Here is a 14086-nt window from a genome sequence, read left to right as displayed (position 1 = left end):
TCCGGGGCCGCCCGCCCTCAGGCGTAGGTCACCATCGCCGCACCCTCGGCAAAGTCCAGGTGCGGCAAGGTGTTGTAGGTCACCAGCATGTGCCGCTTGGGCGTGAAGGCGAACTCGGTGACCGAGCTGTTGCGGATGCGCAGGTTCAGCTCGATCGTCGTCTCGGCCGGCGTCGCCAGCACCTGGCCGACGGCGGTCGAGATCGGTCCGCCGCTGGAGACGATCAGCACCTGGCCGCCGTGGTGGTGTTCGAGCACATGGTTCAGTGCGCCGGCCACGCCGGCGGAGAACTCGGCGTAGCTGGGCATGCCCGCCGGCTGCGCCGCGCCGCGCATCCAGGCCTGCAAGCCCTGGCGCAGCAGGCGGAAGTGATGGCGCACCATCTCCGGATTGCCGGGCCGCTCCAGCGGCGCCGGATGGATCGCGCGTATCACCGCCTCGCTGTCGTATTCATTCAGCCCGGGCCAGAGCAGCGGCGCGGGCGTCGCATCGGCCAGGCCTTCCGCGATGCCGGCGAAGGACTGCGCGTGGCGGCGCAGCGTGCCGGTCAGCACCGCATCGAAGCGCAGGCCGCGCGCGCGCCAGTACTCGCCGAGCTTCACGCATTGATCGTGGCCCAGCGCGCTGAGCTGGTCGTAATCGTCGGCGCCGAAGGAGGCCTGACCGTGGCGGACGAGATAGAGCGTTCCCATGCTTTTATCATCGCGGCAAACCGGGCCGGGGCCTGTCGCTTGGGCGACCGCCCCGGTGTCACGCCGCCATCTCCGAGGAAATCCTGAATGAACAGCAGCCCCGCGATCGAAATCGAAACCGCCCCGAATCCGCAGGCGACCCTCATCGTGCTGCACGGCCTGGGCGCCGACGGCAATGACTTCGTGCCGATCTGCAATGAACTGGACCTGCGCGCGATCGGCGGCGTGCGCTACCTCTTCCCGCATGCACCCGAGCGGCCGGTGACGATCAACGGCGGCTACCGCATGCGCGCCTGGTACGACATCCTCGGCACCGACCTCGTGCGCCGCGAGGACGAAGGCGGCCTGCGCGAATCGGCGGCGGCCATCGCCGCGATGATCGACGCCGAGATCGCGCGCGGCATCCCGGCCTCGCGCATCGTGCTGATGGGCTTCTCGCAGGGCTGCGCGATGACCCTGATGACCGGCCTGCGCTATCCGCAGCGCCTGGCCGGCCTGGTCGGCCTCTCGGGCTATCTGCCGCTGGCGGCGCTCACCGCGGCCGAGCGCCATGGCGCCAATGCCGATGTGCCGATCTTCCTCGCCCACGGCCGCATGGACCCGGTCGTGCCGATCGCGCGCGCGCAGGACAGCCGCACGGCGCTGCAGGCGCTGGGCCATCCGGTCGAATGGCATGACTACCCGATGCCGCACTCGGTCTGCGCCGAGGAGGTGGCCGACCTGAACCGCTGGCTGCTGGCCCGCCTGGGCTGAGATGGCCTCGGAGGCCGGCGCGGCAGCCCGTCGCCTGCTGCTGGCCCGCGCGCTGCGCGGCTTCGCCGACGGCTATATGGCGGTGCTGCTGCCGGCCTGGCTGCTGCTGCTGGGCCTGGGCACCCTGGAGGTCGGCATCCTCAGCACGGCTACGATGCTGGGCTCGGCGCTGGCGACCCTGGCCGTCGGCGCCTGGGGCCGGCATTGGCCGACGCGGCGCCTGCTGCTGGCCGCGGCGCTGCTGATGGCGGCCACCGGCCTCGGCTTCGCCGGCCTGGGCACGTTCTGGCCGCTGCTGCTGGTCGCCTTCGTCGGCACGCTGAACCCGAGCTCCGGCGACGTCAGCGTCTTCCTGCCGCTCGAGCATGCCTGGCTGGCCGGCGCGGCCCAGGGCCACGAGCGCACCGCGCTGTTCGCCCGCTACAGCTTGCTGGGCGCGCTGAGCGCCGCCGTCGGTGCGCTGGCCGCGGCACTGCCGGACGGCCTGGCCCAGCAGTTCGCGCTGCCGCGCGAGGCGGCGCTGCGCGCGATGTTCGTGCTCTATGCGCTGATCGGCCTCATCGTCTGGCTGCTGTACCGGCGGCTGCCGCGCGCCGCGCTGCCGGCGGCGCCGGCCCAGCACTCGGCGCTGGGGCCTTCGCGCGCCATCGTCCTGCGCCTGACCCTGCTGTTCAGCGTCGACGCCTTTGCCGGCGGTCTGGTCGTCAATGCGCTGCTGACGCTGTGGCTGCATCAGCGCTTCGGCCTCGGCCCGGCGCAGGCGGGTCAGGTCTTCTTTATGACCGGCCTGCTGGGTGCCCTCTCGCAGCTGGCCGCGCCGCGGATCGCACGCCGCATCGGCCTGATCAATACGATGGTGTTCACCCACATCCCGGCCAACTGCTGCCTGCTCGCCGCGGCGCTGGCGCCAGGGCTGCCGCTGGCCCTGGGCCTGCTGTTCCTGCGCGCGGCGCTGGCGCAGATGGATGTGCCGGCGCGCAGCGCCTATGTGATGGGCGTGGTCACCCCGCCCGAGCGCCCGGCCGCGGCCAGCTTCACCGCGGTGCCGCGCAGCCTGGCCGCCGCCCTCAGCCCCAGCCTGGCCGGCGCCCTGTTTGCCGCCGGCTTCTACGCGACGCCGCTGCTGGCCTGCGGCCTCCTGAAGATCGCCTACGACCTGGCGCTGTGGCGGGCCTTCCGCAAGCACCCGCCGCGCGAGGACTGAGCCCTGTCGCCCTGCGGCGGCCGATGCTATTCTGTCCGCGCCATCCGCCCCTCGTCCCGAGCGGCGGGGGCATCGCGGAGACGCAAGCGTGGACATCGTTGAGCTGAGCATCGAGGGCCGCGCGATCCGCTCGCCGGCCAGCTGTTCGATCCTGCAGGCCTATGTGCAGGCCGGGCAGACCCTGGTCGAGGGCGTCGGCTGCATGGGCCAGGGCGTCTGCGGCTCCTGCCGCGTGATGGTCCGGCGCGCCGGCGAGCGCGAGGTCCGGACCGCGCTGGCCTGCGAGACCGTCGTCGAGGCCGGCATGCAGGTCGCCTTTCTCGACTATCTGAGCGCCTCCGCCGTGCGGCACCGTTATGGCGCCGAGGACATCGGCGGCAGCAGCTGGGATGCGCTGGCCAAGGTCGGCGAGATCTTTCCCGAGGCCGCGCATTGCCGGCATTGCGGCGGCTGCGACCGGGCCTGCCCCAAGGGGCTGGAGGTGCAGCGCGGCGTCAATCTGGCCAGCGACGGCCGGCTCGGCGCGGCCAGCCGCGTCTTCGACGAATGCGTGATGTGCAATCTCTGCACCCTGGCCTGCCCCGAGCACATCCGGCCCAACCATCTGGGCCTGTTCGTGCGGCGGATGATGGCCGCGCAATCGCTGCGGCCGGCCAATCTGCTGCGGCGCCTGCGCCAGATCGACAGCGGCGAAATGACGATCGATTTCGACGCGCCCGGCGCCCGGCCGCCCGAAGCGCATGGCTGAGGGCATCGCCTACGAGCTGGCGCGCCAGCGCTACCGCCCGGGCACGGCCCCGCCGCTGCGCGGCGATGCGCTGCCGGTGCCGGAGCTGCTGCGCCGCTACCACCCGGACCATGGGCCGAATGCGCGCACGCCGCTGGCCGTCGGCGCCAACCGCGGCGAGCCCTGCCAGCCGGAGCTGGCGCGGCTGCTGCAGGCCAATGCGCTGATCGACGATGTCGACATCGCCGGCGCGGCCATGCTGACGACCGAGGTGCTGGTGGTCGGCGGCGGCGGCGCCGGCTGCGCGGCGGCGCTGGCCGCGGCCGCCGAGGGCGCCCAGGTGATGCTGGCGACCAAGCTGCGCCTGGGCGACAGCAATACGGTGATGGCCGAGGGCGGCATCCAGGCGGCGATCGGCGAGGACGACAGCCCCCAGCGGCATTTCGAGGACACCTTGCGCGCCGGCCATTTCTGCGCCGACCCGGCTCTGGTGGCGCAGATGGTGATGGACGGGCCGGACGTGATCCGCTGGCTGATCCGCCTGGGCATGCAGTTCGACCAGGAGGGCGACGGCCGCAGCGGCCATGCCGATCTGCTGCGCAAGAAGCCCGGCGGCGCCTCGGCCGCGCGCATCCTGTCCTACCGCGACTACACCGGCCTGGAGATGATGCGCGTGCTGCGCGAGGCGGTCGAGCTGGAGCCGCGCATCGAGCTTGCCAACCGCAGCCCGGTCGTCGAGCTGCTGTCGGACGAGCGCGGCCGCTGCGCCGGCGCCGTCATCTACCAGCTCGAGGGACGACGCTTCGTGCTGGTGCGCGCCCGCGCGGTGATCCTGGCCACCGGCGGCGCCGGCCGCCTGCATCTGAACCGCTTCCCGACCTCCAACCACTACGGCGCGACCGCCGACGGCCTGGTGCTGGCCTACCGGCTCGGCGCGCGGCTGCGCGAGCTCGACTCGTTTCAATACCACCCGACCGGCATCGCCCATCCGGCCCATCTGGCCGGCGGCCTGATCTCGGAGGCGGCGCGCTCGGCCGGCGCCACGCTGATCAACGGCCTGGGCGAGCGCTTCATCGACGAGCTGGCGCCGCGCGACGTGGTCGCCTCGGCCATCCTGCGCGAATGCGAGGAGGGCCGGGGCATCAGGCGCGACGGTCAGCTGGGCGTCTTCCTCGACACGCCCTCGCTGGAGGCGGCCCAGCCCGGCATCCTGGCCGAGCGCCTGGTCACGCTGAGCCATCTGGCCCATCGCTGCGGCCAGGACCCGGCGCTGGAGCCCTTTCTCGTCTACCCGACGCTGCACTACCAGAACGGCGGCATCGCGATCGATGGCGACGGCGCCAGCAGCGTGGCCGGGCTCTACGGCGCCGGCGAGGCCAGCGGCGGCCTGCATGGCCGCAACCGGCTGATGGGCAATGCACTGCTGGACATCCTCAGCATGGGCCGGCGCGCCGGCACGGCCGCGGCCCTGGCGGCCCGGGCGGCCGGCGGGCCCATCGTCGGCCGCGCCGGCATCGGCCATGTCCATGCCTGGCAGCGCGAGCTGACGCTGGCCGGCCTGCCGCTGCACACGCAGGCGCCGCAGCTGTTTCCCGGCTATGCCAATTTCGATCTGCACGCGCAACGAGGGGCGGCGGCATGAGCAAGAGCAGCGTGAACCAGGTCCTGCTGAGGGAGCAGATCCACGTCGGTGCGGACCTGCCCGCCTGGCTGGCCCAGGGCGGCGGCGCGGGCCTGGCGCGGGCGCTGCAGCAGCCCGAGGCGATCATCGCCACCATTGCCGCCGCCGATCTGCGCGGCATGGGCGGCGCCGGCTTCGCCACCCACCGCAAATGGTCGGCCGCTGCGGCGGCGTCGGGCCCCGACAAGACCATCGTCTGCAATGGCAACGAGGACGAGCCGGGCACCTTCAAGGACCGCTTCCTGCTCGAGCACACGCCGCACCAGGTGATCGAGGGCGCGCTGATCGCTGCCCTGGCCATCGGCGCGAACCAGGTCGTGCTCTACATCAACCCGCATGAGCCGCGCGCGCTGGCCGCCGTAGGCGCGGCCCTGCAGCAATGGCGCGGGCATGCGCTGCTGGCGCAGATCGAGCAGCGGCTCGGCGGGCCCGTGTCGCTGGCCGTGCTGCCGAGCTCGGGCCTTTATGTGGGCGGCGAGGAGACGGCGGTGATCGCCAGCGTCGAGGGCGGCTTCCCCTTCCCGCGCCGCAAGCCGCCCTACCCGGCCGAACAGGGCGTCCATGGCCGGCCGACCGTCGTCAACAACACCGAGACCCTGGCCCATGTGCCGGGCATCCTGCGCCATGGCGCCGACTGGTACCGCGGCCTGGGGCTCGGGGCGGCCAGCGGCACGAAGCTCTATTCGCTGTCCGGCGACGTGCTGCGGCCGGGCCTGTACGAGCTGCCTATGGGCACGCCGCTGGAAGAGCTGGTCTTCGGCCATGGCGGCGGCATGCTGCAGGGCAAGGAGTTCAAGGCGGTGTTCACCGGCGGCCCCTCGAACACGCTGCTGACCCAGCGCGACCTCGACGTGGCGCTGGATTTCGACTCGCTGCGCGAGCGCCGCTCGCGCCTGGGCACCGGCGCGATGATCGTCGTCTCCGAGGGCACCAGCATCGTGCGCAAGGTAGCGGAGTATGTTGAGTTCTTCGCCCAGGGCTCCTGCGGCCAATGCCCGCCCTGCAAGGGCGGCACCTTCCAGCTGACCCGGCTCTTGAACCGCATCGACACCGGCCGAGGAGTCGCCGCCGACCTGGAGTCGCTGGAGAACCTCTGCCGCATCCTGCCCGGCAGCGGCCGCTGCGGCCTGATCGACGGGGCGGTGACCGTCGTCGAAAGCTCCCTGCACCGCTTCCGCGACGAATACGAGGCGCTGCTGGGCCGTTAGCAGCCTGTCAGCGGCCGGTCTCCAGCCCGCGCACCTTGCCCATCGCCATCGCCGCCGCGGCGGTGCGGGTCTCGACGCCCAGCTTCTCGAACACATGCTCGAGGTGCTTCTGCACCGTGCGCGGGCTGGCGCCGACGATGTCGCCGATGTCCTGGTTGGTCTTGCCCTTGACGACCCAGTACAGCACCTCGGCCTCGCGCGCGGTCAGCTTGAAGCCGTGGATCAGCCCGTCCATCAGCGCCGCGTCGTCGGCCTCGCGCATGACGATCAGCCATTGCCCCTCGCCCAGCGCATCGGGGTCGACCGCATGCAGAGTGAAGGACAGCCGCCGCGCGCCGCGCGTCGCCGCCGCCGCATCGCCGGGCCGCAGCTGCGGCAGCACGGTCAGGCCGGCCGGCTCGGCGCCGGCGCGGCGGCGCAAGGCCTCGCGGTGCAGCCACAGCAGCAGCTCGGGCGGCAGGCGGCCGCGCTCGAAATGACCGCCGCTGAAATAGTCGGCCATCAGCGCGCGCGCCAGCGCCGTCTGCCAGACGCAGCGGCCGTCCTTCTCGTGCACCGCCATGCTGGCGTGGCCGAAGGCGTCCAGCGCATTGCGCGCCTGGCGCTGCGCGCGGGCGCTGCGCAGATGGGCGGCGATGCGGGCCAGCACCTCGCGCGGGCGGATCGGCTTGGTGACGTAGTCGACGCCGCCGGCGGCAAAGGCCGCCTCCACATGCTCGGTGTCGGAGAGGCCGGTCATGAAGATGATGGGCGCGGCGGCGGTCGCCGGGTCGGCCTTCAGCCGGCGCGCGACCTCGAAGCCATCCAGGCCCGGCATCAGCGCGTCCAGCACGACGACGTCGGGCGGCAGTTCGGCGGCGATGCGCAGGGCCGCCTCGCCGCCGATCGCCACCAACACCGTGTAGCCGGATTCGTCCAGCGCGTCGTGCAGCAGCGCCAGATTGTCCGGCACGTCGTCGACGATCAGCACCCGCTCGGCGTGGCTGGCCACCGGCGGGCTGCTGGGCAAGGCCGCATCGATTTCCTCGTGGTAGGGGGGGTGATCATTCCTCGGACTCATGGCGGTCCTGGGCTTGCAAGGCGCGTGCCACCAGCCGGCCCATCGCCTGCAGCTGGAACTCGCGCGCCAGCTGCTGCAGCTCGGCGAGGAAGTCGCCGGCCGCCCCCTCGGCCACCATTCTTTCGAGCTGCTCGTGGATGCCGCGCACATGGCCCAGCTGCAGCCGCTGCTGCAGGGCTTGCAGCAGCGCGCGGGTCGGCAGCCGGTCCGCAGCGGCCGGCGGCGCTGGCGAGGCGGCGGCGCTATGGCGCAGCCGCCATTGCAGCGCCAGCTTCTCGCCCAGCCAGTCCAGCAGTTCGTCCAGGCGCACCGGCTTGACGATGAAATCGCGCTCGGCCAGGCCATGGCCGGCCGGGCTCAGGCCGCGCTCGAAGGCATTGGCCGAGACGATGGCGACCGGCACGTCGGCCAGCAGGCCTTGCGCGCGGAGCGCCGCCAAGGTCTGCCAGCCATCCAGGCCCGGCATCGCCAGGTCCAGCAGCAGCGCATCGGGCCGCCAGTCCGGGATCATGGCCAGCGCCTCGGCTCCGCCGGCGGCCAGGCGGATCTCGAAGCCCAGCGGCTCCAGCATCGCGCGCAGCAGTTGGCGGTCGGCCTCCTCGTTGTCGACGATCAGCAGGCGCCGCGGCGGCCCGGCGAAGCCGATGCGCGCGGCGCGCAGGCGCTGCCGCGCGGCCAGTGCACCGTCGTGCAGGCTGGGCAGGAACAGGCGCAATTCGAAGCGGGTGCCCTGGCCCGGCGTGCTGCTCACCGTCAGCTCGCCGCCCATCAGATCGGCCAGCATCTTGGCGATGGTCAGGCCCAGGCCGGTGCCGCCGCTGGCGCTGGCCGCCTGGCCACGCTCGAAGGGTTCGAACACGCGGGCCAGCTCCTCGGCGCTCATGCCGGGGCCGGTGTCGGCGATCTCGAAGCGCGCCATCTCGCGCGCGTAGTGCAGGCGCAGCGAGACCGTGCCGGCGGCGGTGAACTTGATCGCGTTGCCGAGCAGATTGATCAGGATCTGCTGCACGCGCTTGGCGTCGGCACGCACCCAGTCGGGCAGGCGATACGGGCGCTGGTAGTCGAAGTCCAGGCCCTTGAGCCGCGCCTGCGGGCCCAGCAGGCGCACCAGATCGTCCATCGCCTCGGCGATCGCCCAGGGGCCCGGCTCGAGCGGGAAACGGCCGGCCTCGATGCGAGCCAGATCCAGGCTGCCCTCGATCAGCGACAGCAGATGCTCGCCGCCGCGGCGTATCACCTTGATCGCCTGCTGGCGATGCGTCGGCATGCCGGCGTCCTCGTCGAGGATCTGCGCATAGCCGAGGATGGAATTCAGCGGCGTGCGCAGCTCATGGCTGATGCTGGTGATGTAGCGCGTCTTGGCCTCGTTGGCGGCCTCGGCCTGCGCCTTGGCCTGCTGCAGCCGCGCGTCGGTCAGGCGGTGCGACTCGATCTCGGCGAACAGGGCCTGGCTCTGGCGGCGCGATTCCTCCTGCGCGACCTGGCGGCTCTTGTGCGTCAGCACCAGCCACCAGCCGATCACGCCGGACAGCAGCAGCAGCGCCACCAGCGCCTTCGCATAGGAGTCGCGCAGATGCGGGGCCAGCTCGGCCGCCCGCAGGCCCAGGCGACCGAGCTCGTGCTGGTAGAGCAGGCCGAACAGCAGCAGCAGCACCGGCGTGACCAGGGCCATCAGCCCCAGGTACTGGATCAGGCCGCTGTCCAGCAGGGGCCAGACCTTGCGCGGCAGCAGCTTCTGCAGAAGCGTGCGCGCCTGCACGGCCAGCCGCGCCTGCGGCTTGCACAGATCCTCGCAGCGCGCGTCGAGCGAGCAGCACAGCGAGCAGATCGGCCCGCGGTAGGCCGGGCAATGGGCCATGTCCTCGCCCTCGTAGGCCCGCTCGCAGATGCAGCAGAAGCGGCGTCCGCCCGCGCCCGGCTCGGCCCACCGGGCGATGTAGTAGCGCCCGCCGGTGGCCCAGGCCAGCAAGGGCGAGCAGACCATGGCGGCCACCAGGGCGATCAGGGCCGAGAAGGCCTGGGCCATGGCACCGAACAGGCCCAGATGCGCGCTGACCGACAGCAGCGAGGCGACCGCCATCGAACCGACGCCGACCGGGTTGATGTCGTACAGATGGGCGCGCTTGAACTCGATGCCCGGCGGCGAGAGGCCCAAGGGCTTGTTGATCACCAGATCGGCGACCACGGTCATGATCCAGGCGATCGCGATGTTCGCGTACAGGCCCAGCACCCGGTCCAGCGCCTGGAACAGCTCCATCTCCATCAGCAGCAGCGCAATCAAGGTATTGAACAGGACCCAGACCACGCGGCCCGGATGGCTGTGGGTCAGCCGCGCGAAGAAGTTGCTCCAGGCGAGAGACCCGGCATAGGCATTGGTGACGTTGATCTTCAGCTGCGAGACGATCACCAGCAGGGCGGTGGCCGCCACCGCCAGGCCCGGGCGGCTGAACACCGTGTCGTAGGCGACCAGGTACATCTGGTTCGGATCGACCGCGCGCTCGCTGGGCACCATCAGGCTGATCGCCAGATAGGCCAGCAAGGCGCCGCCCAGCATCTTGGCCACGCCCAGCAGCACCCAGCCGGGGCCACCGACGAAGACGGCCGCCCACCAGCGCCAGCGCTTCTTGGCATCGGCGGCGGGCTCGGGCATGAAGCGCAGATAGTCGGCCTGCTCGCCCATCTGCGTGATCAGCGCGATGCCCACCGTCATCGCCGCGCCGAACAGCGGCAGCTTGAATTCGCCCCCGCTGCCATGCACGCCGGCATAGCCCTGCACCTGCTGCAGCAGATCGGGATAGCGGCCGAACACGAAGCAGTAAGGCAGGATCAGCAGCGCCAGCCAGAGCGGCTGGGTCCAGGCCTGCAGCCGCGCGATCGCGGTCACGCCATGGGTCACCAGCGGCAGCACGACCAGCGCGCAGAGCAGATAGCCCCAGGCCGGCGGGATGTCGAAGGCCAGCTCCAGCGCATAGGCCATGATGGCGGCCTCCAGCGCGAAGAAGATGAAGGTGAAGCTGGCGTAGATCAGGCTCGTCAGCGTCGAGCCGATATAGCCGAAGCCGGCGCCGCGGGTCAGCAGATCCATGTCGACGCCGTGCCGCGCCGCATAGACGCTGATCGGCCAGCCGGCCAGCAGGATCACCAGGCCGGTGGCGAGGATCGCCCAGAAGGCGTTGACGAAGCCGTATTCGACCAGCAGCGTCGCGCCGACCGCCTCCAGCACCAGGAAGGAGGCCGCGCCGAAGGCGGTGTTGGCGACGCGCGCGCCCGACCAGCGCCGGAAGGCATGCGGGGTGAAGCGCAGCGCATAGTCCTCCAGCGTCTCGCGGGCGACCCAGGCGTTGTAGTCGCGCCGGATCTTGACGACGCGCTGGACGGGTTCGGCCGACTGGACGCTGGCGCTTGGAGGCTGCATGCTCCTTCCATATCAAGACCCGTGCCGTCTTGGCATGCCTTCTGCAAAGCCCGACCCATGGAACTGACGCCTAGGGAAAAAGACAAGCTGCTGATCTTTACCGCCGCGCTGCTGGCCGAACGCCGCAAGGCCCGCGGTCTGAAGCTGAATTACCCGGAGGCGGTGGCCCTGATCAGCGCCGCCATCATGGAGGGTGCCCGCGACGGCAAGAGCGTCGCCGCGCTGATGAGCGAGGGCAAGACCGTGCTTTCGCGCGCCGATGTGATGGACGGCATCGCCGAGATGATTCCGGAGATCCAGGTCGAGGCGACCTTTCCCGACGGCACCAAATTGGTGACCGTGCACCAACCGATTGCCTAACTCGAAAGCGCGCACCAAGATGAAGAAAACCCTCACCCTCGTCGCCTTGAGCAGTGTTTCGGGCCTGGCCTTGGCCCATGGCGGCAGCGACACCGGCGCCCATCATGGTTTTGTCGAGGGACTGCTGCACCCGTTCACCGGCCTCGATCACCTGGCCGCGATGTTGGCCGTGGGCGTCTGGAGTGCCGGCAGCGCCGGCCGCCGCTGGATCGCGCCGCTGGCCTTCGTGGCGATGCTGCTGATCGGTGCGCTGCTGAGCCAGGCCGGCCTGGCCCCGCCCGGCATCGAGACCATGATCGCCGCCTCGCTGCTGGTGATCGGCGCGCTGCTGCTGGCCCCGCGCCGTCCGCCGCTGGCGATCGCCACCGCGCTGATCGGCGGTTTCGCGCTGTTCCACGGTGCCGCCCATGGTCAGGAACTGGCCGGCGGACCGGCCTTGGCCGGCATGGCGCTGGGCACGGCGCTGCTGCATGGCCTGGGCATTGCCTTGGGTACGGCGCTGCGCCGCCAGGCCGCCTGGCTGCCTCGCGCGACCGGGCTGGGCGTCGCGCTGTTCGGACTGGGCCTGCTCGCATGATCCCCGGCGAACTGCTGATCGACGATGAGAACGCCGTCCATCAACTCAATCCAGGCCGGCGCACGATCACGCTGGTGGTCGTCAACGGCGGCGACCGGCCGATCCAGGTCGGCTCGCATTACCACTTCGCCGAAACCAATGGCGCGCTGAAGTTCGACCGCGCGGCGGCGCGCGGCATGCGGCTGAACATCGCCTCCAGCCTGGCCGTGCGCTTCGAGCCGGGCCAGCAGCGCACGGTCGAGCTGGTCGACTATGCCGGCGACCGGCAGGTCTGGGGCTTCCGCGGCCTCGTGCAGGGAAGGCTCTGAAGTGAAACAGCCCCTCGCCCAAGGAGTACCTTGGTCGGTCCCCCGCGGGGAAGGCGATGCTTGCGGCATCGAGCCGCAAGCACATCGCCGCCGCGGGCCGGCTTGGCGAACCGAGGCCGGACATGAACAGTCCCTGCGGACTGTTCATGCCTGCCGAGGGCCAAGGGCCTCCGGCCCTTGGCGGCCCGGCGCTCGGCCCGGAAACTTCATGCATCGCGGCTACCGCGAATGCGGAATGGACACCTGATATGGCGACGATCGGACGCCGCGCCTACGCGGAGACTTATGGCCCCACGGTTGGCGACCGCCTGCGCCTGGCCGACACGGCGCTGGTGATCGAGGTCGAACAAGACCTGACCCTGCGCGCCGGCGGCTATGGCGAGGAGGTCAAGTTCGGCGGCGGCAAGACCATCCGCGACGGCATGGGCCAGTCGCAGCGGGTCAACGGACCGGCCGCCAGCGACGCGGTCGACTGCGTGATCACCAATGCGCTGATCCTCGACCACTGGGGCATCGTCAAGGCCGATATCGGCCTGCGCGGCACCCGCATCGCGGCGATCGGCAAGGCCGGCAATCCGGACGTGCAGCCGGGCGTAGACATCGTCATCGGCCCGGGCACCGAGATCATCGCGGCCGAAGGGATGATCGTCACCGCCGGCGCCGTCGACACCCACATCCACTTCATCTGCCCGCAGCAGATCGAGGAGGCGCTGATGTCGGGCGTCACGACGATGATGGGCGGCGGCACCGGCCCGGCCACCGGCACGCTGGCGACGACCTGCACGCCGGGGCCGGAGAACCTGCGCCGCATGCTGCAGGCGGCCGATGCCTTCCCGATGAACCTGGGCTTTCTCGGCAAGGGCAACGCCAGCCGGCCCGAGGCGGCACGCCAGCAAATCGAAGCCGGCGCGATCGGCCTGAAGCTGCACGAGGACTGGGGCACGACGCCGGCGGCGATCGATTGCTGCCTGTCGGTGGCCGAGGAGACCGACACCCAGGTCTCCATCCACAGCGACACCTTGAACGAGAGCGGCTTCGTCGAGGACACGATCGCCGCGACCCAGGGCCGCACGCTGTGCGCCTTCCACACCGAGGGTGCCGGCGGCGGCCATGCGCCGGACATCATGCGCGTGGTCGGCGAGGCCAACTTCCTGCCCTCGTCCACCAATCCGACGATGCCCTACACGGTCAACACCGTGGACGAGCATCTGGACATGCTGATGGTCTGCCACCACCTGGACGCCTCGGTGGCCGAGGACCTGGCCTTTGCCGAAAGCCGCATCCGCCGCGAGACGATCGCGGCCGAGGACGTGCTGCACGACCTCGGCGCGATCTCGATGTTCTCGTCCGATTCGCAGGCCATGGGCCGGGTTGGCGAGATGGTGCTGCGCTGCTGGCAGACGGCGCACAAGATGAAGCTGCAGCGCGGCGCCCTGGCCGGGGACAGCGAGCGCAACGACAACGAGCGCGTCAAGCGCTATATCGCCAAGCTGACGATCAACCCGGCGCTCTCGCATGGGGCGGCGCACGAGATCGGCAGCATCGAGGTCGGCAAATGGGCGGACCTGGTGTTCTGGCGGCCGGCCTTCTTCGGCGTCAAGCCCAGCCTGATCCTGAAGGGCGGCTTCATCGCCGCCAGCGCGATGGGCGATCCGAATGCCAGCATCCCGACGCCGCAGCCGGTGCATTACCGGCCGATGTTCGGCAGCTTCGGCGGCGCGCTGCAGGGCGGCTCGCTGAGCTTTGTGTCGGAGGCGGGTCTGGCCGCGGCCGAGGGCTATGGCCTGAAGAAGCCGCTGGCCACCGTGCGCGGCAATCGCAGCGTGCGCAAGGGCGACATGATCCGCAACAGCTACCTGCCGCGCATGGAGATCGACGCCCAGACCTACGAGGTGCGCGCCGATGGCGAGTTGCTGACTTGCGAGCCGGCGCAGAGCCTGCCGCTGGCGCAGCGCTACTTCCTGTTCTGAGATGCACCTTGAATCGCCCCGGTTTCCGCGGAGGCCAGTTGGTTTAAGTCAGGCGGTCGCGGCCTGACCAGCGCGTTGACGATGGTAATTGGCTTCGAACTCCGCAGGCGGGACGTGACCCAGTGGCCCCA

The 14086-nt window shown here is 71.0% G+C and carries 12 protein-coding genes; 9 read left to right on the top strand and 3 right to left on the bottom strand.

All coding sequences use genetic code 11. The features are described 5' to 3' along the window. Positions 1-17: 17 nt before the first annotated feature. Positions 18-692, bottom strand: a complete 675-nt coding sequence (locus QWJ38_RS20655) for a histidine phosphatase family protein (protein WP_290361027.1) — start codon at positions 690-692, stop codon at positions 18-20. 87 nt (positions 693-779) lie between these two features. On the opposite strand from QWJ38_RS20655, the gene QWJ38_RS20650 reads away from it, so the two are divergent. The 5 genes from QWJ38_RS20650 to QWJ38_RS20630 all read left to right on the top strand — a co-directional run bounded on the left by QWJ38_RS20650 (position 780) and on the right by QWJ38_RS20630 (position 6265). Beyond that, positions 780-1445: an alpha/beta hydrolase gene (locus QWJ38_RS20650; protein WP_290361026.1), complete on the top strand. Its 666-nt coding sequence runs from the start codon at positions 780-782 to the stop codon at positions 1443-1445. Between the two features lies 1 nt (position 1446). Next, entirely contained in the window at positions 1447-2649 is a 1203-nt protein-coding gene (locus QWJ38_RS20645; protein ID WP_290361025.1) for an MFS transporter, read from the top strand. 94 nt (positions 2650-2743) lie between these two features. Continuing rightward, a complete protein-coding gene (locus tag QWJ38_RS20640) occupies positions 2744-3397 on the top strand; it encodes a ferredoxin (protein WP_290361305.1) in 654 nt (217 codons plus the stop codon). After that, the gene (locus QWJ38_RS20635) at positions 3390-5018 is read left to right on the top strand and encodes an FAD-binding protein (protein WP_290361024.1); all 1629 of its coding nucleotides are present in this window, start codon (positions 3390-3392) and stop codon (positions 5016-5018) included. The genes QWJ38_RS20640 and QWJ38_RS20635 overlap by 8 nt, the downstream gene beginning before the upstream one ends. Then, a complete protein-coding gene (locus QWJ38_RS20630; protein ID WP_290361023.1) occupies positions 5015-6265 on the top strand; it encodes a complex I 51 kDa subunit family protein in 1251 nt (416 codons plus the stop codon). The genes QWJ38_RS20635 and QWJ38_RS20630 overlap by 4 nt, the downstream gene beginning before the upstream one ends. A gap of 7 nt (positions 6266-6272) precedes the next feature. Here the strand turns inward: QWJ38_RS20630 and QWJ38_RS20625 are convergent, their stop codons facing one another. Together QWJ38_RS20625 and QWJ38_RS20620 are read right to left on the bottom strand one after the other, a co-directional pair. After that, complete coding sequence (locus QWJ38_RS20625) at positions 6273-7325, bottom strand: response regulator (protein WP_290361022.1); 1053 nt, start codon at positions 7323-7325, stop codon at positions 6273-6275. After that, a complete protein-coding gene (locus QWJ38_RS20620) occupies positions 7309-10740 on the bottom strand; it encodes an ATP-binding protein (RefSeq protein ID WP_290361021.1) in 3432 nt (1143 codons plus the stop codon). The genes QWJ38_RS20625 and QWJ38_RS20620 overlap by 17 nt, the downstream gene beginning before the upstream one ends. 57 nt (positions 10741-10797) lie before the next feature. Here QWJ38_RS20620 and ureA point away from each other — a divergent pair, with 57 nt between their 5' ends. From ureA to ureC, 4 genes are all read left to right on the top strand, one after another. Further along, positions 10798-11100 carry an urease subunit gamma gene (gene ureA, locus QWJ38_RS20615; RefSeq protein ID WP_290361020.1) on the top strand — a complete coding sequence of 101 codons (303 nt, stop codon included), beginning with the start codon at positions 10798-10800 and terminating at the stop codon, positions 11098-11100. 19 nt (positions 11101-11119) lie between these two features. Beyond that, entirely contained in the window at positions 11120-11677 is a 558-nt protein-coding gene (locus QWJ38_RS20610) for a HupE/UreJ family protein (protein ID WP_290361019.1), read from the top strand. After that, entirely contained in the window at positions 11674-11985 is a 312-nt protein-coding gene (locus QWJ38_RS20605; RefSeq protein WP_290361018.1) for an urease subunit beta, read from the top strand. The genes QWJ38_RS20610 and QWJ38_RS20605 overlap by 4 nt, the downstream gene beginning before the upstream one ends. Before the next feature lie 248 nt (positions 11986-12233). Continuing rightward, positions 12234-13955: an urease subunit alpha gene (ureC, locus tag QWJ38_RS20600; protein ID WP_290361017.1), complete on the top strand. Its 1722-nt coding sequence runs from the start codon at positions 12234-12236 to the stop codon at positions 13953-13955. The last annotated feature ends 131 nt before the right edge of the window (positions 13956-14086 follow it).

The organism is Roseateles violae (assembly GCF_030410485.1).
Classification (GTDB): domain Bacteria; phylum Pseudomonadota; class Gammaproteobacteria; order Burkholderiales; family Burkholderiaceae_C; genus Roseateles_D; species Roseateles_D violae.
This window is presented reverse-complemented; position numbering and strand designations above follow the sequence as displayed.